11 protein-coding genes are annotated in these 24141 nt (G+C 30.2%); all 11 read right to left on the bottom strand.

The genetic code is table 11. The annotated features are described in order from the left end of the window. A partial coding sequence (locus QZZ11_RS07680; RefSeq protein ID WP_292474994.1) for a hypothetical protein occupies nucleotides 1–6290 on the bottom strand: 6290 nt, incomplete at its 3' end. A 211-nt stretch (nucleotides 6291–6501) separates the two neighbouring features. Next, nucleotides 6502–7464: a hypothetical protein gene (locus QZZ11_RS07685; protein ID WP_292474995.1), complete on the bottom strand. Its 963-nt coding sequence runs from the start codon at nucleotides 7462–7464 to the stop codon at nucleotides 6502–6504. 12 nt (nucleotides 7465–7476) lie between these two features. Beyond that, nucleotides 7477–9432, bottom strand: coding sequence for a glycosyltransferase family 2 protein (locus QZZ11_RS07690; protein WP_292474997.1), 1956 nt, complete (start codon nucleotides 9430–9432; stop codon nucleotides 7477–7479). Between the two features lie 82 nt (nucleotides 9433–9514). Beyond that, nucleotides 9515–11335, bottom strand: coding sequence for a hypothetical protein (locus QZZ11_RS07695; RefSeq protein ID WP_292474999.1), 1821 nt, complete (start codon nucleotides 11333–11335; stop codon nucleotides 9515–9517). A gap of 1 nt (nucleotide 11336) precedes the next feature. After that, nucleotides 11337–13238, bottom strand: a complete 1902-nt coding sequence (locus QZZ11_RS07700) for a glycosyltransferase (protein ID WP_292475001.1) — start codon at nucleotides 13236–13238, stop codon at nucleotides 11337–11339. 16 nt (nucleotides 13239–13254) lie between these two features. Next, nucleotides 13255–14022: a hypothetical protein gene (locus QZZ11_RS07705; RefSeq protein ID WP_292475003.1), complete on the bottom strand. Its 768-nt coding sequence runs from the start codon at nucleotides 14020–14022 to the stop codon at nucleotides 13255–13257. Between the two features lie 31 nt (nucleotides 14023–14053). Then, nucleotides 14054–15346, bottom strand: a complete 1293-nt coding sequence (locus QZZ11_RS07710; RefSeq protein ID WP_292475005.1) for a nucleotide sugar dehydrogenase — start codon at nucleotides 15344–15346, stop codon at nucleotides 14054–14056. Nucleotides 15347–15639: 293 nt separating this feature from the next. Further along, the gene (locus QZZ11_RS07715; RefSeq protein WP_292475007.1) at nucleotides 15640–21837 is read right to left on the bottom strand and encodes an Ig-like domain repeat protein; all 6198 of its coding nucleotides are present in this window, start codon (nucleotides 21835–21837) and stop codon (nucleotides 15640–15642) included. Between the two features lie 349 nt (nucleotides 21838–22186). Further along, nucleotides 22187–22795 carry an IMP cyclohydrolase gene (locus QZZ11_RS07720; protein ID WP_292475009.1) on the bottom strand — a complete coding sequence of 203 codons (609 nt, stop codon included), beginning with the start codon at nucleotides 22793–22795 and terminating at the stop codon, nucleotides 22187–22189. Nucleotides 22796–22808: 13 nt separating this feature from the next. Next, a complete protein-coding gene (locus QZZ11_RS07725) occupies nucleotides 22809–23222 on the bottom strand; it encodes a biopolymer transporter ExbD (RefSeq protein WP_292475011.1) in 414 nt (137 codons plus the stop codon). Nucleotides 23223–23235: 13 nt separating this feature from the next. After that, a complete protein-coding gene (locus tag QZZ11_RS07730; protein WP_292475013.1) occupies nucleotides 23236–24078 on the bottom strand; it encodes a MotA/TolQ/ExbB proton channel family protein in 843 nt (280 codons plus the stop codon). Between the last annotated feature and the right edge of the window lie 63 nt (nucleotides 24079–24141).

Here is a 24141-nt window from a genome sequence, read left to right on the forward strand (position 1 = left end):
ATGTTACAATCTGTGATTATTACTCCGTCACATAATCCGAAGTATAGGATGCTGTTGTCTTCTGTACCGTTGATTTTTATGTCCATTTCTGTGATGTTTATGTTTTTTGGGATGTTGCTCATCCAGTCAACGTGAGCGTTTACTGCTGTTGTGTTGCCACCTTTGATGTCATAGGTTGCATCTGCTATTATTACGTCGCTGGCACCTTCGATTAATACGCCTGTTGCATCCGGTGATTCAACGGTTATGTTTAATCCTGTTAGGTCAATGCCACTGGATGTTCCAACTGCCATTGCAGTTGCGTATACTCCGTATGCCTGGGTAGCTGCTGTTGAATCGATTGTACCGTCGATTGTTATGTCTACTGCATCGAATAATTGGATACCGTTGGTGTAGTAGTCACTGTCCACGTCAATGTCCACGTTTTCGATTGTGGTGTCTTTTGCTCTTCCCACGTTAATACCGTATACATAGTTGGAACCTGTTGCTATTACGGTAACGTTTCTGAGTGTGTTTCCTTCGATTACAACTCCTTTACCTGTTGATTGAATGTCTATTGCATCAATACTTGGGTAATATGCACCTTCAGCAACATCGTAACTATAAACAACTACTGTTACATTATCTATGAGGTTGTTGTTTGAGCTTATGTATAATGCACTGGATTGTGGTAATCCCACATAATCCTTATCATATACAACATCAGCAGATGGGATGTATGCTGTAATAATACAGTTGGTGATTGTGTTTTCGTCACCTGCAAATTCTATTAGGTGTAATGGCATACTGCTGTTTACAAATATGATTGAATTGTTAATTACATTACCGTTTGATTCAAAGTATATGGCATCCATGTCTTTGTTCATGATGGTAATTCCATCAAGTACAACGGTTGCATCACTGCCTGTTATAATTTGGCTGTCGTGTAATGTTGCGAATTCATCAGCTTTAATGGTTACATTTACACCTTCAAATATGAACTGGGTGTTTTCTGTAAAGTCACCATATATTGGAATTTCGGTATTGTTGTATTCTTCTTTTAATATACCGTTTTCATCGAAGTAGAAAGTGTAAGTGTCATCGGTTAATCTGTAATCCGGAATGTTGTTTTCTATGGTGTTGTCTTCTCCAGTGTCTGCTACTGCCTTATCTCCTCTGCCTGCTGGTGATAAGAGATAATTGCTGCTGATTATGTTGTCGTCACTTGTTACATTTACTGCTGATACATCATCGTTTGTTGCGATTATTGTAATATTGTTTGATGTTACGTTGTTTTCGTGTGGTGACTTAATTCTGCTGTTGGATGGAGTTATTTTTACACCTGTGGTGTATGAATCTACTGCATCTCCATTATTAATTCCACTTTCCTGTGTTGCTGTTATGTCAATGTTGTTGTTTTCAATAATTGTTGCATCACAATCTGCAATACCTACACCTACACCATTGCTTGCTTCAATGGTGATGTTGTTGTATTCTACAGTGTTTTCTGTTCCAATTACTATTTCAACAGCCCATGCATCTTTACCTTTGAGTGTTATTTCATTGCTTGCTATGATGTTGTCTTCAACGGTAGGCCAATCCATGTTATAGTCATCATCTACGTAGAAGAATCCTTCTGCAATTATACCGTAAGCCATGTTATCTGAAGTAACATTCACGGTATTATCTGTGAATTCAAACTCATAAACATTATATCCTTGGATAGCATCAGCATAATAACCGCCAACACTTGTTACATTGTTGCCTGTTACAAGGCCTGTGGTTGCATGACCAACGTTAATACCGTAAGCGTATTGTGCTGCTTCGGTGTAAACTGTATTGTCTGTAATTTTGGTAAATGCGATGTATTCTTCATCATCATATACGTATTTGCCGATTACGTTAATACTGTAGATTGTACCTACATCTGTAATTTTACCATTACCTTTGGTTGAAACAGTGTTGTTTTCTATAGTGACTGCATTGGAAGTTTCTATATTAATGGAAGCTGTGTAAATCTGTTTGAATTGACCTAAGTTATCATATATGATATCTTCTTCAGGACCAACAGTTGTGATGTTGTTTCCACGTATGATAATGCTTTCTGAATCACTAATGTCTATTGTATTGGTAATAACTTTTTCACCAGTATTTATGAGCGTTAGATCGTTGTTTTCGATGCGTGTATTTTCTGCATCTTCAACATAGATAAGTGAACCTTCCACATCGTTAGAATTCATCTGAATATCTGTAATGTTCACATCATTTGCTCCAACAACTAATGTACAATTATTAAGAACAGCCTGGGTTTCTGCTGTAGTTATATTTAATGGGATGGTAATAACCATTTCTCTGTTATTAAATACACCTTCGAATCTAAGTTCACTTCCAGGGGTTACAATTCTTTTGGTTGTTCCATCGTCATTGAAATATTCTGTCCAGTTACCATCATTTAATGTGATTACGACTGGTTCTGTAGGTATTGCAGTTGCTTCAATAACATTGGTTACAAATGAATCTGTTGCAGTTATAGTGAATGAATCTGCAGTTACCTTGTATGTTGCAGTTGCTACACCATTTTCAGTAAGGACATTTTCCGGATCAACAGTACCTTCGGTTGCAGTGAAAGAAATATTCATTTCATGAATTGTACCTTCTAAATCATAGAATTCTGCACCATCGGTGTATTTGTTGTATGAAGTTTCTATAACCACTTCATCATCTACAGAAAATTCTTCAGGAGTTATGCTTGTGTTCATTACTATCCAGTATTTGACTTCTATAGGTGTACAATCATATTCATCATACCATTCATCTTCATAAGTTCCTGATTTCACGTAACTTGATGGGGTGCTGTTTGTTCCCCAATAGTTATAGTTTGCTACAGCAGAAATGGTATCTTCAGCTTCATTATATATTGCAGCTTTACTATCTGCAGGGATAAGAACGGAATTTGTTACTATTAAATCACCAGGAATATATCCTGAATGGTGAATAATGCTTCCATCATTATCATTAGCTGTGTTTCCTATGAAGATAGAACTGTTTACTGTTAATGATCCACCGTTAGTATAAATTGCTCCACTTTTACCAGTCATTCTGGTGGCTTTATTATCTAGGAATTTGGAATTTGTAACCATCGTATCTGCTTTAGTTACTACTGGAGCTCCAACAGTTATTTTATTGTTGCTAAATACATCATTATTGAGTGTTAATAAATCTTTTTGATTATTTCCATATATTACACCCCAATTTGCAGCATTATTATCAAATTGGGAGTTATTTATGGTTGTTTTACCCATTATTTCAATAAGTGAATCTACTGAACCTAAATCATTGTTTATAAATTTGGAATTGTTGATGTCAAGTGTTCCTCTTCCATTATCAATTACAAATCGGCCAGTAATATTTTCTATTGTACAATTGTTTACTGTCAATGAAGATGTTGCACTGTTAATTCTTATAAGGCTGCCTCTTGTGTAACCATAATCAGGTGCAGAACAATTTGTAATAGTAATATTTTCTAATACTAAATTACCGTTGGTAATTTTTGCAAGTCTTCCATGAACATTGCTTGTGCTTGGTTCATCATTTCCTATATTAAAGATAATACCATTTTTAATTGTTGCAGTTACACCATCAACTACTTCAATAGCTTGACCTTGATTAGCGTCCCAAGTTAAACCATCCAAGTCAATAGTTACTGATTTATTTAATACGACAACTGTTTCTGTTGCACTTCTAACTACTTCTTTTTCTATAGTTATAGTATCTTCTGTTGTTTCATCAATCATTTTTTGAAGTTTTGTATAAGTTGTTGCAGGAACTTCTATTATATGTAATGTACCTGTGGTAATTGTTGCTTCAGGCAATTCTTCAGGATTGATTTCTGCATTTATGGTATAATTACCAATAGGTAATTCAGGGGCAATTGTGCGGGTTATTTCTCCTTTAAGGGATTGATTTCTTGTTACATTATATTTATTATCTTCAACGGTTAAGTTAAGATTTAACAAGTATTCTGCATCATCAAGACCGGATATACCCGTACTTTCTGCTATTAAATCGATGGTGTTCCCATCTGCATCAGTAACAGTTGCTGTTAAATCTACTGTTCCACGTTCTTCACATTCAGCATCATTTATTGTGATAATTACAGGTGTATGAATTGTTGCATAAGAGTTGTAGATGTCAGCAGTTAAAGCTGTGTTGTCTGTCATTGTATTGTTGTAAAGGTATAGGTCGCCTTCAACATATAATACTGCTCCACCTTGATTCTTGTTAATGATTTCTGTTGTAACCTTATTTCCAGTGAATGTAGAATTACGGATGGTTAAATTACCTTTTGAATATATTGCTCCACCTCTTAAAGAAGCAGTGTTATTCATAAAGTTACAATTATCTATTGTGAATATTCCACTACCACGTATTTCTATAGCTCCACCTTCCTGTCTACTGCCTGTGTTACTACAGTTTGTGAATACACAGTCTTTGAAGTTAGCATTACTGCCTGATGCGAAATAGAATGCTCCCCAATCACCAAGATTGGTGAAATTGGATCCTTCTGCATTAACGGTTGCACCACCTTCAACATCAAATACTCTTGTATTTCCACTTTTATTGGCAAATGAAGAGTCAATTATATTCAATGTTTTATCGCCGGATACAACTACTGTGGTGTTGGTTGTTTTAATATTTTTGATGTTTACTTCATTATTGATTGTAATGCTACAGCCATCAAATACTGCTTGGTTATTTCCTGTATCGACTGTCATTGGAATGTTGATGTTGAATTTTCTGTTTGTGAAAGTTCCATCAAATTTGGCAGTTTCTCCTTCGGAAATAGATCCTTCCTTAATGGTACCATCATCATTGAAAAACTCGGAGTAAGTTTGATCAGTTATTACATCGCCGGATGGTGTTGGATTTCCAACATTAAGCACAGCATTTGTAATACTTGCTTCTCCATCAATTTTTCCATTATCACTTAATGAGATTTCAATAGGATATGTTCCATCTGTTGCAGGTGCAGTAATTGTTTTTGAAATGGTTCCATTATTGTAATCGGCGCTATATGTTTCTCCATTAACTGTGAATGAGTAAGTGACATCTTTTAACAGTACACTGTTACCATTATCATCTGTAATGGTATAATTGATAGTTATTTCCTCGTTTGCATTAGCAGTTATGTCTTCACCTTTTATAACTGGTGAATTAATTTTACCTTGTTGGATATATATTTCTGCACCGGCTATTCCGGGGTCATTCATTGTGTTGCCGCTAGTGTAAATTACTGCATAATTGTTGGTGGTTGTTATTGTACCTTTTGAATCAACGGCAGATCCATTAACTTCATTATTTATGAATTGTGAATTTGTAACAGTTAAATTTTTTGAAGCTGCACTAATTGCTGCTCCTTTTCCGGCTTGACAATTTTCAAAATAACAGTTATCCACGTATAAGTGTGTGTTCATATTGTTTACATAAATTGCTCCACCATAATTGGAATCAATACAATCTACAAATCTGGAATTTTTAACAATATACTTAGGCATATAATCTGCATTACCATTGTAGATTCTTATTGCAGCGTTTTTGGAAGTTATATTTTTAAATGTACAATCATCAACTTCTAAATGTCCAAAACGATAGGCATCAATCGCTCCTACTGTTCCTGCAATATTTTCAAAAGTACAGTTGGTTATTGTACTGTTTGCATAATTCGTGTCATGACGAATAATTGCATTGGATGTACTGGCAATATTTGTATTTTCCATGTCAAATGTTACGTTATCACAGATTAAGTTTCCGTTTACTTTAATTACGTTGGAAGATAATGTACCTTCACCATTAATTTTTAGGTTTTTCAGCGTCAATGTTGAAGTGGTATTTATTGTGAAAAGGTTTATGTTACCACTATTTATGGTGTGGCCTGCTCCATTGATAATTTTGTTCTCATTGATAGCTATGAATCCGTGGTCTCCATCCACGTGTTTGTAATCTTTGTTGAGTGTAATATCGCTGGAACCTTGAAGATCATTATACAAATCATCAAAGTTTGCTTCACCATCACTTTTTTCGTCTTGTTTAACAGTCTGTTTTGTTATTTGCGTGTTTTTATTGCTCACGTCTGTTGTAATGATACTATTATCACTTACAGAATCTTCTGATTGTGTTGTAGTATCCTGTGAAATATGGGGTGCATCAGTTGCGTTGTTGTATATATTGGCAGCTGTGGCAGCTGATATTCCCAATAATGTCACGAATATTAATGTGAGTAATAGAAACGTTTTTGTTTTATTATTAAACATTTTAATTACTCTCTGTCATATTTATCATCTCAAAAATAATTTAATATTTTTAAAATATTTTTGAAAGATATATTTCTATATGATTTTTTAAATTAATATTATTTATTTATAAAAAATCTTGATTAATTTTAAAATACACAGCTTAATTCGTAATAATTTTTAAAAAAGAGTTTTCATTTAAAAATAGTATAAAAGGGGGTTAAACACAGTTTTATTCAAGATTTGATTTTTCTTCATTGATTAATTTTTCCATATCTTCAATAACTGTGTTTATATCACTTATTTTTTCCAGTTTCACATCTATGTCTGTGCCACGGATTACTGAAAAGAATTCGATATCATCAAATTTAGTATCTACAAAGTATTTATTTTTCAGTAAAATAAATTGTTCATATTTAAGGAATGAATGAGCCTCAATAGGATTGATCAAAAATTTAATATTTTTTTCAAAAATATCCTTGTCAAAATCATATAATCTTTTTACAAAAGGATAGAAATGATTTTTTAAGTCATAATCCGAAATGTCCATAACAAGATATATTTCAGGTACATAGTTCATTCTGTTCATCAATTCAATACAATCCAATCTTACATTATATTTTTCCAAATCAACATTATCCTCAAATATTTCTTTCTTCAAATACTTGTAGTGGGAATATTTTTTTAAATCAGTTTGAGGAATATCTGCCCACACTGTAGTTTTAGGAAGAAATGTACCTAATTGTATTGACATAAACCCACCCATACTGCTGCTATAAAATACAACATCTTCATTTTCAATGTTATATACGTAAAATATTTTTTCAAAAATTTTGGCAATATTTTCTAAGTACCAGTCTTCTTTGGAACCTACTGCCCAACCACCTCTAAGATTAGGGAATGTTGTTCTGGTTGGATCATCATAAAAAATTGTTGAAAAATCCATCTCTTTTTTATTATCCCAGCTTTGTCTTTTAAATAAGGGTCTTCCTCTGAATTTTTCAATTTCAGTTTCAGGAAGAACTCCTGAACCAAATGCCATTAATTTAGCTGCATCTTCTCTAATATGTATTAAAAATTTATAATCCACATCTTTATAATTAACTACTAATCCATATTTTTCGTTTAATGGTAATTTTTGGTCATCTAATTCATCAAAAGTTACATTTACTATTTTATCTACTAATTGTTCCATATTCTAACCTTCTCAAAGATTTTCTTTATTGTCTAAATAAATGTTATATGATTCATCATAATTTTTATAAGCTATTGATTCGAATAGTTTTGTATATTTTTCCGGTATTTTAATTGTCGTATTTTTCACACGTATGTTGAATAAGTTATGGGCTGTATCTACAACTTCAATAAATTCCTTTTTGTTTAGGTTGGATTTTAACAGGTGGCTTTTTGTCCAATAGTTTAAACTCGAGTTTAATTTATTTAAAAATTCTTGTGGAGCATAAGTATTATATAATTTCAGTATTTCTTCATAAACTTTAATTCTTGTAATAAGTGCTTCTTTATTGATAATTAAAGTTCTTGATTTTAATTCTTCATTTTCATTATCTCTGGTATCATAGATTACAGAGGGTACATTCCATAACTTAATGCCCTTGGCTTTAAACAACGTTTTTACATTAAATAAATTGTCCTGAGCTACTTTAAAATTTGAGAAGGATATATTATTCGAATCCAAAAACTCTTTACGATAGCATTTTGTCCAAATAGAAGGATCTATCTTTAAAATATTCAAGTCATCTTCATAATCATCAAGATATTTTTTATTTTTAACCAAATTTAAAAAATTCCAATTAATAAGGTAAAATGGTTTTCGTGCTAAATTAATATAGTTTGATATGAATAAATCAATATCTGATTCTTTCATTGATTTATATGCATTTTCACAATAAGATTTTATATAATAATCATCATAATCTAAAAAACATATGTACTTGGTTGTGACTTTAGTAATACCGAAGTTTCTTGCGGCACCGGAACCCTGATTTTTTTCTAAGAAATATGTTTTTACATTTTCATATTTTTCAGAGTATTTTTTAAGAATTTCATGAGATTTCTTATATTTTGATCCATCATCTACAATGATTATCTCAATCTTTTCAAATCCAATACTCTGATTCTTGAGTGATTTGATACATCTATCTAAATAAAACTCTTGACAGTTATAGACTGGAATCACTACCGATATTTTATAATCATTCGAAAAATCGAAATCATCATCAGGAGTAACTTCTTCTGAAAAGTAAAACATATCCTCATTTTGATTTATTAAACTATTCAAATCATTTAATTTAGATAAATTAAAAATATGGCTTAGCTCAGTTTCACTATCTTTATCTATAACTAAATCAGTTAATCCGAATAAATATAAAGATTCTTCGTAACGTTTAACTAAAAAATCAGACATATTAATTCTTATATTTAAGTCATCCATCATTATTTTATCAGATTTTAAAGAAGGATTGAAACAACCTATTTTCTTCAAGGAATTTAACTTACAAAAAATAAAAGGATAATCAAAATTCAGGAATTCTTTTTTTTCAGTTTCAATATCCTCAATAAATGATTTTTTATCAGCAGTTCTAATGGAATCTATTTTTAAAAATGATCTATTTGATGGAAAAATAAAATCATAATGGGACAATAATGAAAAATTTTCTTTAAAATTGTTTTCTGAAATAAAACTGTTATCATCACATATTAAAACGTATTCGGTGTTAACTTTTTTAATACATTCATTGATAATTTTTGATTTATTATTATTTGAATAATCGAATGTTACCCAAGTAAATTCTTTGAATTTGTTTTTTATTTGATCATCAATATTGAAATTATTCTCTGATGATAAAATAATCTTAGTAACTCCAAGATGTAACCAATATTTTAATAATATATCTAATGAATTGTCAACTTTATTTAAAAAAGTATCTGCATGTATCAAAATCAAGGTAAGATTATTATAATCCATATTTAGCCCATTTTTATCAATTTTTAAACTTTGTCGACAACAACGTTCTTTATGAGTACAATCTAAATAGATGTAACGATACATTAAATCCAAATTACCATATTCTTCTCCAAATATTTCCGAATTATGGCTAGGTAAAGATTTTTCTTCCAAATTAACATACTTTATATTCATCATACATAATCACTTTCAAGTTCTATAAGACATATATCCAATCATATAAAAATTCACGTAGAGAGTAATTGGAGTTACATTTTAATTATAACCATGTTAAGAAGTTATAATTCTCTGAGCATATTATTAACTGATATTTTAAAGCTTTATACATTTTTTTCATGTAAGATATATTGTTTGAGTCAAGTTTTTTCATCAGTTCACTTGCAGTGTTTCTTTCACCCGGTCTATCATAATCATCGAATATTATTATAAATTCATCCTTTAAATTATCCACTAAATTCCAAATGTTTGAACGAGGATATTCCTGAGGTATTTTTTCATCACCTAAACGTCCGCCAAAAGGACCATCAACTAATATTAAATCAAATTTGTCCCTTTTCTTTAATTTTAAATTGTAACGTATATTTGTTGAATTTTTACTGTCAAATTCTTCCAGTTCCGTTTTCAGAATTTCCATATTCTTATTATCATCTAAAAACTTGGAGAAATGTTTAATCCATTCTTCATTATCCTCTATAACTTTCACCTTAGATGAGTAATATTCAGAAAATTGATTAATCATTTTAGTAGTTTGACCTAAACCAAATTCCAATATGTTCTTTGGATGAGTTTCATCTAAAACACGATATAATAAGTACATATATGAATAGTTGGATGAGCTGTTGTTTAAAGAAAACTTATTATTGGTTAGCCACTCTGAACTTTTAATAGTATCCTTAAATATTAAAGAGTACTTAATTTCGTTCATTGTTTTTTCCATTTTCTTATAATTTTCTGAATTGAAATCTTTTTCAATTCTTTTAAATGATTTTTCTAAGAAGTGGTATGTTTCTTTAATATTTTCATCTAAATTATCATTCGATACTTTTAAATCTTTTTTAATCTTTTGAAGTTCTGAAAGTTCTTTTGTTTGTGTTTTGGTTATGTTTTTTAGTTCTTTGGTTTGAGTAGTGTTTTCTTTATTAATCTGTTGTTGTGTTTTGGTTATGTTTTTGAGTTCGGTACTGTTGGTATCCCATTGTTTTTCCATGTTTTTTGTTAGTGAATATATGTTATTATCTATTGATTTTTGATTTTTGATGAGGTTTTCTATTTGTGTGATGTTTTTATTTTGTTTTTTACTTAGGGAATCTACCTTATTTTCTAGTTCTATTGTTTGTATGTTGTTTTTTTTGTAGATTTGTTGTTGTGTTTTGGTTATGTTTTCTATTCCTGTGTAATTGTTATTCAGTTGTTTTTCCATATTCTCTGTAAGTGAAAAAAGATTTGATCCGAATGTTTTTTGTATGTTTATGATTTTTTCTATTTGTGTGTTGTTTTTTTCGTTGATTTGTTGTTGTGTGTTGATGCTGTTTTCTATTTTTTTATTATTGTTGTCTAAAACTTGGAATTTTTCATATATTTCTGATGAAATTTGATTTATATTGGATGAATGTTCCCGGTTAATATCATTGATTAAATTTGTGATATTATTATTTAATTCGGTTATTAGCTCCCGTGTTTTGTTTGTTCCATCATAGTTTTCTTTTTCCAGAGAGGTTATGTTTTCAGATATTTTTTCATAATTCTGATTAATAATATTGGATGTAATTTCATTGTTATCTGCCACAGTGGTATTTAAATTGGTATTTAAGTTATTGAGATTATCCATTAAGTTCTTATTTAAATCAGTATTATTGTTTTCTATTTCATTTAATTTGGTTAATAAGTTTATAATTGTTGCATTGTCTTTTTCTAGTTTACTGAATGTTTCTTCATAGGTTTTTAATTTGTTTTTTAAATAAGTCTCATTCTTTTCTTTTTCTTCTTTTAGTTCACAGTACCCTTTTTTATAGAATATATAATCTGGATCTCGTTCAATTATCTGTTTTTTTAAATCCGGTAAAGACATCGTATCATCCACATCATTTCATTTCTAAATATTTTTCATAATTTTCTGAATATACAATTTTGTCAAAAAATTCTTTATTTTCATGATTTAAATTTTCGTTTAAATCATCTATTAATCCATAAGTGAACATAAATTTAAAGAATTTTCTTTTAGCTTTTTTATAATATTCTTCTTTATACTCTTCTCCCACTTGTTTTCTACGATTCCGAACTTTATAAACTAATAAATTTAACATAGGTCTTTTAAATTTTTCATATAATGTATTGTTGATAAAAACATTCAGTATATATTCAACAATTTCAATTGTTCCGATTTGAGTACCATCTAACCTTGTTGAAATTGAACTGTTTGTACGTCTTCTATTATAAAAATATTCATCTGTTAAATACACTCTTTCTGCATCACAAAATGTCTGATAAAAGAAAGGATTATCCTGATGAATATATTTTTCAGGAAATACGGCATTTATACTTTCTAAATAATGGCGAGAATAAAGTTTGTTTACTGGACTAACTGCAATATAAAACAGTTTATTTTCAACATCATCTAAATTAAATGCCTTGTTTTTAAAATCATCGAGTGATGGAATTGAATAATATCTGCTTTTATAAAATATTTTTTCTTCTGTTTCATAATTTATTAATTTGAATATTACGATATCCGTTTCATATTCTTCCGCATATGAATATAATTTTTCCAGACAATCTAAATCTAACCAATCATCAGCATCTAAGAATTGGATATATTTCCCTCGTGCATATTTCATTCCATAATTTCTTGATCCACCAGAACCGCTCTTTTTTTCTTTTTCAATAAATTTTATTCTAGGATCTATTTTTTCATAATATTTAATAATATCAACAGTAGAATCGGTAGATGAATCGTCGACCAGTATTACTTCAAAATTTTCAAAGGTTTGATTTATTAAACTTACTAAACAATCATCCAAATATTCTTCCACATTATATGTTGGAATAACTATGGATATTAAAACATCAAAATTAGTAACTTTGTCATGATTTCTATTTTTAACGTATCGGAGTTTTCTTTTCACAATGTATGAAAAAGGATATTTCTTTTTAGTACAAATGTCTGAAATTTCATCAATTTCTTTTTCAATTATTTTATACTCTTTATAGGAAGGTACATCACACTTCAAATCTTTTATTTTAATAAAATTTTCTGATATTTTATTTAATATTGGTTCAAACTCTTTTTTATCAGTAAATATTTTCAGTAACTCTTTATAACATTTGAGATAATCTGTTAATATTTGTGGAGTTATACTTTTATTGTCTTCCATGTATTCTTTACAAAAAATATCTGGTCTACATGTGTATGTGGAAGTCTTTGATAAAATTTCAGATAAAAATAATATGTCTTCACAATAATTCATGCTTCTAAAAGATATATTATTTTTCATAATAAATTCTTTTTTTATTATATTTCTTGATAAATGGTATGGAACCCCATATTGTTCTACTTTATTTTCTCCATTTTCTGTATATTTGGTACATATTGGATTATCAAAGGGGTTGCTTGTTATGTTTTTAGTTATAATCTCGATGTTTGAAGATAGTAATTCAGCATTCTCGGAACTTTTTGATAATGTTTCCAATATCTCCGGATGGGATAATACATTATTCGAGGTTAAAAAAGATATGTATTTTCCTTTAGAATTTTTAATAAGAATATTTTTAATATCACCTGTATTTTCTGTAGTGGTATCTATTTTAATTCGTGTTATACGGGTGTCCATTAAAAATTTACTCATGATTTCATCAGTTTTTTCTGAATTGGTGGTATCGATACATATAACTTCGAAATCACTATTTGTTTGTGAAAAAATTGAGTTTAAACACTCTTCTAAATGTGTATCTGAAAAAATAGTTAAAATAATTGAAAAAAAGACCATAAATTTTCTCCTTTACCTATTTTGATTCGTATTCTAAGTTAACATTCACTTTTTCAGGAAAGTTTTCTGAAAGATTGATGTTTGAATTAACTAGTAAATTATCATAGTTGTTTTTTCTAACCAGGTACTCGATTTTATTATCTATGAAACGTTGATTTTCATTAAATTTACTGTCTAATTTAATATTTGAATGAACTGAAGTTTTTTCTATTCTTAAACAAGATTCATTAATTTCCTGTTCTTTAGAAAGGATATTATTACTTATCTCATTTTGTTTGTTTTGATTGGTAAGTATGTTTGTGTTGTTTTCTAGAATTGTATTGAGGTTTTGGTTCTGATTTTCTTGATTAATTAATAATTTATCCATTTGTAATTTTTGTATTTCATCAGTCATCTTTATCTCATTTAAGATTATGTTTTGGTTTTCTTTTTCATTGTTTAGAATGTTAGTACTTATTTCATTTTGTTTGGATAATATCTTTAAGTTGTTGTCTATTATTGATTTGATATTTTGGTCCTGATTTTCCTGATTATTCAGTACTTTTTCGAATTGGATTGTCTGATCTTTGTTTGAAGAAAATAATTCGCCCATTTTACTATCTAGTTTTTCTTGATTATCAATTAAATTTTTGTAATATTCTTTCAATTCATTATTTTCTTCTTTTAATACATTTATTATCTGTTTATTATTCTCATTGATAGCAGATAATTTTTCATAATTATTTTTATAAAATACGTAACTATTACTTAAATTTAAAAGTTTTTCTTTAATTTTTGATAGCATACATATCCTCCTTTTTATTTAAGTTAGTTAATTACAATGACCAATATACTATGTCTTCTTTAGATAATTCTTTTAACAAAGATTTTAAATCGAAAACTATTGGTTTATTTTTAGACAATCGATTAATGTCATCTATAGTTAAATCTTTGAATTCATCGTGTGAAACACCAATTATGATGGAATCATATTCTCCTTCAATATCATCACTCAATTCCAAATCATAAAATGTTTTTACTTCTTCAGCATCAGCTAAAGGATCATATATTGTAACATTTGCCCCTATGTCTTTTAATTCATCAATAACTTCAACGATTTTACTATTTCTTATGTCATTACAGTTTTCCTTAAATGTAATACCTAAGACAAGTATGTTGCTTTTTTTAATGTTTACTTCATTATCTATAAAAGTCAACAGTATGTTTTTAATGATTTGGTTTATTATATCTTCATTGACATTTCGGCTAGTTTGTAATAATCTGGGGGAGTAATTTAATTTTTTACTCTTATAAATTAAGTAATAAGGATCAATTCCAATACAATGTCCACCAACTAAACCTGGTCTAAATTTCATAAAATTCCATTTAGTTCCTGCAGCATCAATAATTTCATTGGTATCTAAATCCATTTTATCAAAAATTATTGATAATTCGTTCATTAATGCAATATTCACATCTCTTTGAATATTTTCAGTTATTTTAGCCGCTTCAGCAACTTTTATTGACGGGGCCCTATAAATTCCATTATTTAAAACGGAATCATATATTTCTGAAATAATGTTGGTGGTTTCTTCATCATAACCTGATACTATTTTAACGATATCAGAAACGTCTTTGCTATTTTTTCCGGGATTAATTCTTTCAGGAGAATATCCAACACTAAACTCTTTACCACATTTGAATCCGGTAATTTCTTCAATAATAGGTATACATACTTCTTCAGTAGCACCAGGGAATACTGTTGATTCATAAACTATTATTGTCCCTTCTTTCATATTTGACGCTACGGTTTCTGTAGCGGATATAACATAAGATAAATCAGGACTTTCATCTTTATGTATAGGTGTAGGAACAGTAATGATTATAAAATTAGCTTTTGACAAGTCTTGAGGATTACTTGAAAATTTTATGTTTGAATTTTTTAAAGTATCTTCTTCTAACTCATTAGTCACATCAATTCCCTTAGAATAGTTTTCAATTTTTGATTTATCTACATCAAAACCAATAACTTCATATTTTTTTGAGAAAACTGTGCTTAAAGGTAGTCCAACATAACCTAAACCAACTACTCCAATAATTTTTTTATCTTCAAACATTTCTTTAATCATTTTTTATCATCTAATAATATTTTACTATCCAATATATTTAAATTTTATTTAAAATCATTAAGAAAAATATTAATTCATTCTATTAAAACAATTTAATTATAATAATTTAATTTAATTCTTAATATTTAGAATATTTTTGTTTTTGAAAAATAAAAATATTTCGTGTTTTATTGATTTCTTAAAAAATTTTAATTCATAGTTATATTTTAATAATTAGTTCAAATAGTATGGAAAAATTTAAAAATTAGAATTAATTTAAAAAAAGGAGAGGAAAAATAGTTTAAAAAAACTATTTATTGTGCTTTTAGTACTGTGAAAGTTGTATTTGTTTCGTATGCGTTGTATTTTTCACTTCCACTGTATCCTATTGTCACGTTGTTCACGCCTTCTTTAGTAGTTGCTACTGATAATGTGTATTTTCCTGTTTTGTCTGTTTTTGCGTAGTATTTTTTGCCGTTGATTGTGATTTTTACGTTACTGTTACTGATTGCTTTTCCATTTGCATCTTTGAATGTACCGGTAATGGTTACATTGTCACCAAGGGTTACATCACTGATTGGTTCATATGTTACTTCAACATTGTTTGCTATAGCATTAAATGTTGTTGTGTCTTCGTATGCGTTGTAGTTGCTGTTTCCACTGTATCCTACGGTTACATTGTTTATTCCTGCTGCAGAAACTTTAACACTTAATGTGTATTTTCCTGTTTTGTCTGTTTTTGCGTAGTATTTTTTGCTGTTGATTGTGATTTTTACGTTACTGTTACTGATTGCTTTTCCATCTGATGTGGTGAATTTACCAGTAATGGTTACATTGTCACCATAAGCAACTTCACTAATTTCATCAACTGTTACTATTACGTCTCCTTTTTCAAGGGTAAATGTAATTGTATCTTCGGATGCATTGTATTTATCGTTACCTGCATATGTTGCTGTAACTGTTTGTTCTTCTAATGTTTTGAAGCTTGTTGTGTATTCGAATTCTCCATTTTTAGTAATTACGTCAACGGTTTTGTCACCGATTGTTAAGGTGATTACTTGGTTGAATAATCCTATACTGTCTTCATTTACAAGTGAACCGGAGATTGTTACGTTAGTGTTGTATTTTGCATCTGTGATTGGGTTTAATGTGAGTGTTGTTGCTTTTGGAGCTTTGAGTTGATCAAGTTCGTTTTGAAGATCTTCGATTTGCTGGTTGAGATCATCGACAATTTTTGAGGTAGGTGTGTTGTTTTCAACTACAGTATCTTCTTCTGTTGTCATTACTGCATAGTCACCGAATGAACCACTCATCATGTCTCCAATTAATATGTAGTTGTTGGTTACTTCTGCATTTGTTGTTTCATTGAAGTTTATTTTTGATCCGCCGGTAGTTTCGATGTTGTTTTCGGTAATTGTTATGCTGTCTGCTTTACCGAAGTATAATACGTTGCTGTCTCCTGTTGTGTCGATTGCTATGTCTAATCCTGTGATTGTTATGTTTGTTGGGATGTTGTTCATAAAGTCTATATGAGCGTTGATTGCTGTTGCGTCATCACCGGTAATGTTGTAGTTTGCACCTGCTATAAGTACATTTTGTGATCCTTCGATAAGTACACCTGTTGCTTTTGCTGCAGTTACAGTTACATCATAGCCTGTGAGGTCTATGTTTTTAGAATAACCAGTTCCCATTGCGGTACTGTATACTCCATATGCTTCTGAAGTTGCTGTTGCTGTTGCTGTACCTGTGATTGTTATAGTGTCTGCATCGAATAATTGTATTGCATCTGAGTAGTATGCACTATCAACTTTTACATTGATGTTTTCGATTGTTGTGTCTTTAGCGTTTCCTACATTTACTCCGTATACGTAGTTTGCACCAATAACTTCTACTGTGGAATCTTTTATTGTGTTGTTTTGTATCGGTGTTTTATCTGATACAAGGTATATTCCGTCTACTGTTGGCCAGGATCCTGTGCTGCTTGTTCCGTCGAAGAAGACTGTCACGTTATCCAATAAGTTGTTGTCACTGTTTATTACTATTGCAGCAGGGGCTGGTGCTTTTACACTGTAGTCACTGTTGTATTCTACATCTGCGGAAGGGGCAGTAATGTTTAATATTGTGTTGGCAATAGTGTTGCCGTTTTCATATACGTATATTGCATGAATTGGATCTTCACTGTTAATCTTTATGATTGTGTTGTTGATTGTGTTTCCTTCACTTTCAAGAACAAAAGCATCCATACTGTTTTCGAATACTAATCCATCAAATACAACAGTAGCATTGTTACCGGTCATAATTTGACCTTCATGGAATACTGCCGTACCATCATTAGTTAATGTTACATTAACGTTGTCAAAGATAAATATAGTATTTTCTTCAAAGTCACCTGATGCTTTGAGTACAGCATTATTAAATTCCGGTTTTAATGCACAGTTTTCATCAAAGAATTCACTGTAAGTTTCATCAGTAAGTAATGAACTTGGGGTGTTATCTTTTAATGTACCGTATCTACCGGTTTCAAGTACACCAGCATCTCCTAAACCTGCAGGTGATATTATGAAGTTATCTGTTATGTTGTTTCTGTTGGTTGAAGAGTTTACACCATAAACATTGTTTGCAGGTGCAGTTACTGTAATGTTGTTAAACGTTATTACATTATATTGTACGCTTTGTATGTTATTGTTTGTAATTTTTACACCTGTTGCGTATGGATCAATATAATCGAAACTAGTTGCAGATGCATTTAAATCTTTTGCATTTACTACTATGTTATTATAACTTACTACAGAATTACGATCGGTTAAACCAATACCTAAACCATTGTTTACTGTTACTGTAATATTGTTGTAAGTAATATTGTTTCTTTCTCCAACGAATGTTTCAATAGCCCATCCAAAGTTGGATTCGATATCGACTATGTTTGAAGTTACTAAGTTTTCTTCGGAAGTGTATACGTCGTATGTATCATAATCCATTGAACCTTCTAGAACAATACCATATGCGATTTCATCTGATTTACTTGTAACTTTATTATTTTCAATCACAGAATTGAAGATTGAATATGGATGAATACCAGAAGCGAAATTTTTAGATTCTGTTTTAACTGTGTTGTTTGAAATAGTTACATTTTTAACAAATGCTGCTTTTATTCCGTATGCGTAAACATCACTTTCAGTAATAATTTCATTGTTAACTATGTCTGCAGAATCCAATGGATTGTCAGCATCTTTTCCATGTATGTAAATACCATAGATGGTTCCTAGTTGTTCTGAAGGGTTTTCATTTTTCTGGGTTGTAATTTTATTTTCACTAATTAACACATTTGCTGAGTTTACTTCGATTGATGATAAATAGATGGTTCTTATGATACCACTACTTGCATAAGCAATATTGTCTTCAGGACCGATAGTTGTAATGTTATTTTTAAGTATTCTGATATTTGATCCACCGTCAATTACTATTGAACGGGTTTCAATTTTATCCTGAGTATTGTTAACGGTTAATGTGTTTTCTTCAATGTTGAGATTATTTGCATCTTCGGATAAAATTAATGCTTCTTCAGTATCTTGACCTATCATTTGAAGTTTAGTAATATTTACATTATCACTTAAAACTAATATTGGACTATTTTTAAGAACTCCCTGAGTATCGGCAGTTGTTAAGTTTAATGGTACTGTAATAAGCATAAATCTATCATTAAATTCGCCTTCAAATCTTAATTCACTGTTAGGAACAATTATTTCCATATTTGGTGTTCCATCATCATTGAAATAGGTTGTCCAATTACCATCATTTAAAGTAATGATTTTTGGTTCAGGCATTACTGCTTCACCAACATATTCTGCTTCCATGTTAGGATAAGTTGCAGTAATTACGAAAGGACTGTTTCCAATAGTGAATGTTGTTGTTGCTTCACAACCAACTACTTCCACGGATTCTTTTTCAAGTTCACCCATTTTTGATGCGAATGAAACGTTGTCATAATCAGGTAAAGTAGTTACTTGGCTGCCGTCTGTGTTTTTACAGAATACTGCTTTAACAGTAATGTTGTCTCTATAATTGTTATTTTCTTCAGGAATTACTCTAATGTCGAGAATTACCCAGTCATCTACTGTAATTTCAGCACCGGATGTACTTGATTTATAGAATCCTTCAGGAGTGTCATTACCCCAGTAGTTTCCATTAATGTCTATGGATACATCACTGGCAGTATTGTAAATTGCACTGTATTGTGTAATATTTGATATGATTATGGAATCTTTAATATTAAGGTCACCATTTGTGTTATAAATTGCAGTACCATCGTTACCGCTTACACTACCACTCCATGATGATACGGAGTAATAAGCAGAATTGTTTACAAAAATACATTTTTCAATGTCTAAATAACCGTTATCTGATCTAATAGCTCCACCATAACCGCTGTAACTGTTAGCTGAGTTTCCAATAAATATTGAATTTGTTACTTTTGTGTTGTTGTTTGTATGGACTGCTCCTTTACTACCTTTGCTGTTGTTTATGAAAGTACAATTGTCAATAATTAATTCATCGTTGTTTGTTAAGAAGGTACTTCCATATACTCCTGTTGGAAGACTTTGTGATTGACCATCGATAGCTGCAAAGTTAGGGGTGTTGTTAATAAATTTTGAATTTCTAACTTCTAAGTATCCACCATCTGCAATAAGTGAATTCCAACTTGATGAATAACCTAAGTATAAATTGTTGTTTTCAAAGTTTACATTATCTAAGTAAACATTATTCTTTATGCTGTTTATGAATGTTCCACTACAATTTTCAATATTACAATTGTCCATTTTTAAAACACTATCTGCTTCTTCAGAGAATGCTAAAATGAAACTTCCACTTGCAGCATAACCATTGCTAGGTGCAATACTGTCTGTGAAATTTACATTTGAAATTTCCACATATGAATTATTAATAAATGCAATTCTTCCTTCAACATTATCATTGTATGCTTGTTTATTACCTACATTGGTAATAACAGCATTTTGAATTTTGACATTCTGTACATTGTCAATGTTGAAAACTCTTCCACTTTTAGCATTAAGTGTATTTCCATTGAAATCAAGAGTTATTCCAGATTTATTAATAACTATGTTGTCTTCACTTGCTCCTCTGAAAACAGGACCGTCTATTTTGATTGTTGCTCCTGTTCTTGCTTCATCAATCATATCTTGTACTTGGATATAATTAAGTAATCCAATATCATTTACAGTAAGCGTATTCTTTGTGATTGTAGCTCCAGCCATTAAGTTTGTTTCATCACAAGTGATATTGATTGGATATTCACCCGGATCGTAACTTGCATCGAATGAGGATGAAAGTGTACCATTTCCGAAAGTAGTTGTGATTCTTTCATCATTTATTGACATAATAAATGGTGAATTTTTAAAGTCAATGGAATTACCCATATCATCAGTTACATTGTATGTTAATGTTACCGGACTTTCCTGATCAACTGCAACATCTGCACCGGTTACATATAATGATGAGTTTAATTTACCTCCTTCTATGTATATATTTGCAGCATTTGCTACGATATCTTCCATTGTGTTGTTTGAAAGTGTTAATACTGCATAATTGTTGGATTGGTAAATAGCTCCAGCATTATAAGTAGGGTTTTTTTGTCTGAGTTTTTTGAATACACTATTTTTAACTGTTGTAATACCTTGGGTGTATATTCCTCCACCACGGTAATTAGCAATTAAATTTTCAAAAGTACAGTTATCAATTAACACTACAGAATCACGAGCATTAATATATATTCCTCCACCATAACTGGTTTCAAGGTTATCCTGGAATATAGAATTTGTTACGGTTAGGTTACCTGCTTTGTTTAATCCTATAGCTGCATTTGATGCATTATAATTTTTAAATGTACATTTATCAATATTTATGTTGTAGTTAAGACCATCAGCATATATTTGTGAACGAACTGTATGTTCTCCATCAAACACTGAGTCAGTAACTGTTAATGTTGAGTTTACTCCGGTCCAAATTTCTCCACCGTATGTTCTGTCAGGGGAGTTATATTTGAATGTAACATTGTTTACGATTAATGTTCCTTTGTTGTATAAGTCATACCAATAGTTTGAGTAGGTTGGACCGTGTGATGAAGATACAATTGCATTTTTAAAGGTTAATGTTGTACCATTTGGGATGTTAAATATTCCTTTGGTTGCAGTAATTGTATGTCCATCTGCATCAATAACTTTGTCTTCGGTGATTGTGATGTTTGTTTCATCTTCTCCTTGCACATAATCTTTAGCAAGTTTTACTTCACTGCCTGCAATGTCAGTTTCAAGGTCGGCGAAACTTCCTTCACCTTCACTTTTTACATCTGTTTTTACATTTTTTGTTATTTGCGTGTTTTTAGTACTTACGTCTGTTGTCTGGATGCTATTATCAACAGATTCTGTTGTAATCTCATCCATTACTGGAGTATCTGCTGTGAAATTATTATTATCAGCAGCTGTGACAGCTGACACTCCTATCATTGTAATAAATATCAAAGTAAGTAATAAAAACGTTGTTTTTTTATTAAACATTTATATTACCATAAATTATTTGTTAAACACTTTCAAATAAATATTATATTTTATACATTTTATTTGAAAGATAATATAGAATATGATTAATTAAATTAATATAGATTTTATTAAATTTTTTAAAAAAGGTTTTATTTAATATGTCTTAAAATTTAATAAAAATAGTTGGTGGATATTTAATTTGTATTTACTTTTAAAATAGGGGTAGTAACTTTAAAAAAAAAGATTTTATGTATACATGAAATTGATTTATTTAAAAAAAGAGAATAAATTGGAAAATAAAAAAATATTATGGGTTTTTAAAAGCAATATCCCATTTTTCTTTACCAAATACTGCACAACTAGTCACTGGATTTGTAAATTCTTCAAAAGAACCTTTGCCATAAATATAATCTGCTGCTTCTTGTGCATTGCTTGCTTCAAATTTAACAACTCTAGGACTGTTATGTTCATATGTGGATACGTAATATGTTTCCCCAGGATTAACTTTTATTACTTCTATACCATCATCCCTGACAATTCCTATGAATCCTTCACCATCTAAATTAATAGCTCCACCAATACGTGGTGTATTGTAATCATCTTTTTCATAGTCCATTGCAAGTAAACTTAGTGCAACTGCATCTCTCATATTCATACCTTCACGAATTTTACCTGCAATGATATCAGTATGTGAACCATTAGTTATTACACAAATATCATCAATTATATCTACACAGTTGTAACTTATGTATGGATTTTTGTAAATATCATCTTCGGAACCGGCAGTTGGAACAATTGATGCCTTTTGCCCGTTTACTACTGTCTGTCTATTTGGGAATGATCTGCTTGATACTCTGTATGCTGCAATACTTCCTTCTTCATTACTTCCTATTGAAATTATTCTTCCTAAATACATTTTAATCTTCTCCTTAATTATCTAGTACTGGGGGTTTAACTGCTACATCCACCAGATCATCTGGTGCATTAATTGTGATGGTTCCTGTAGATGAATCCATCATTATTTGACCTTCATCCATTACCCTCGTATGTACTGCTATTGAACCATGTCTTATGTCTGATGAATGATCTTCTCCATTTACGGTAACTTTTCTAAGTCCGTTTAACGGTAGTAAATAGTACTCTGAATCACCTGTGGATGTTGTTGGTTTTGCAGATATCTGGTCTGGTGAATAATCTTCAGGTAATGTGTCTACAGGATGTTGGCTTAACATCACTAGAAGGAATATCATTATTGTAAATATTACATCCAGTAATGGTACTAGGTTGATATTTGGTGTTTGGTGTTCTACTTTGTTTTTGAATCTTTGAGTGTCTATTGCCATTTTAGAACACGACCTATTGTTTTAATTTACTTTCAACTATACGGTTTTGGGTATCTGATTTTTCACGTATAATTGTCTTAATTCCTTTTTCAAGCATATTCGGTTTTAAGTATATTTTTAAGTTTGCTTGTTCATCTTTTATCTGTTTAACTTGGATGATACCTGGTGATTCCTGTAGTGCTTCAATTACTTCATCAATATCTTTTTCTATCCACACTTTCATTTCAGCATTTCTCCAGTTACTCATCTTCTTGGCAATTTCTATGTTATCCAATTGAATTTCAATCATACTTTTTATGTGAGTATATAATGGTAATAATATAATTGCTACAGCTAATCCAAAAATGGTTGTGATAATTGCAATGTATATACCATTTGACATTAATGTAATATCACTATTTACTCCCAAGTCTTTGAATGTGTACCACATACCGATTACTGTACCTATAAGACCTATTAATGGTGATACTTCGATAATTGTCTGTAAGGTTGATAAACCTTTCATCATTTTACCCATTTCTACAATGAATACTTGTTCCATATTGTCCTCTACTTCAGATTTGCTTCTGTATCCTATTTTTAGAGCTTCGGATATTATTCTGGATATGGGTGTTTTAAAATTACCTATTGCTCTTAAAGCTTCTAGTGATCCACCATGTGCCATTGATTCATTTACTATTATCATTATTTCTGATAAATCAACTTTTGAAGCACGTCTCAGATATAATATCTTTTCAATTGCTAAAAATAATCCATATAGTCCAATTATGGTTAGAAGATATACTATTGCTCCTCCGCTTTGGAACATTGTAATAAAATCATTACCTGTAGAAAATATTGTTCCTATAATGTCCATTTATTTTAGCTCCTTGCTATCATTTAGAGTCATAAGTTATTAATAATATATATATTTAGTTTT

Origin of the sequence: Methanosphaera sp., assembly GCF_016282985.1 — an archaeon.
GTDB lineage: Archaea > Methanobacteriota > Methanobacteria > Methanobacteriales > Methanobacteriaceae > Methanosphaera.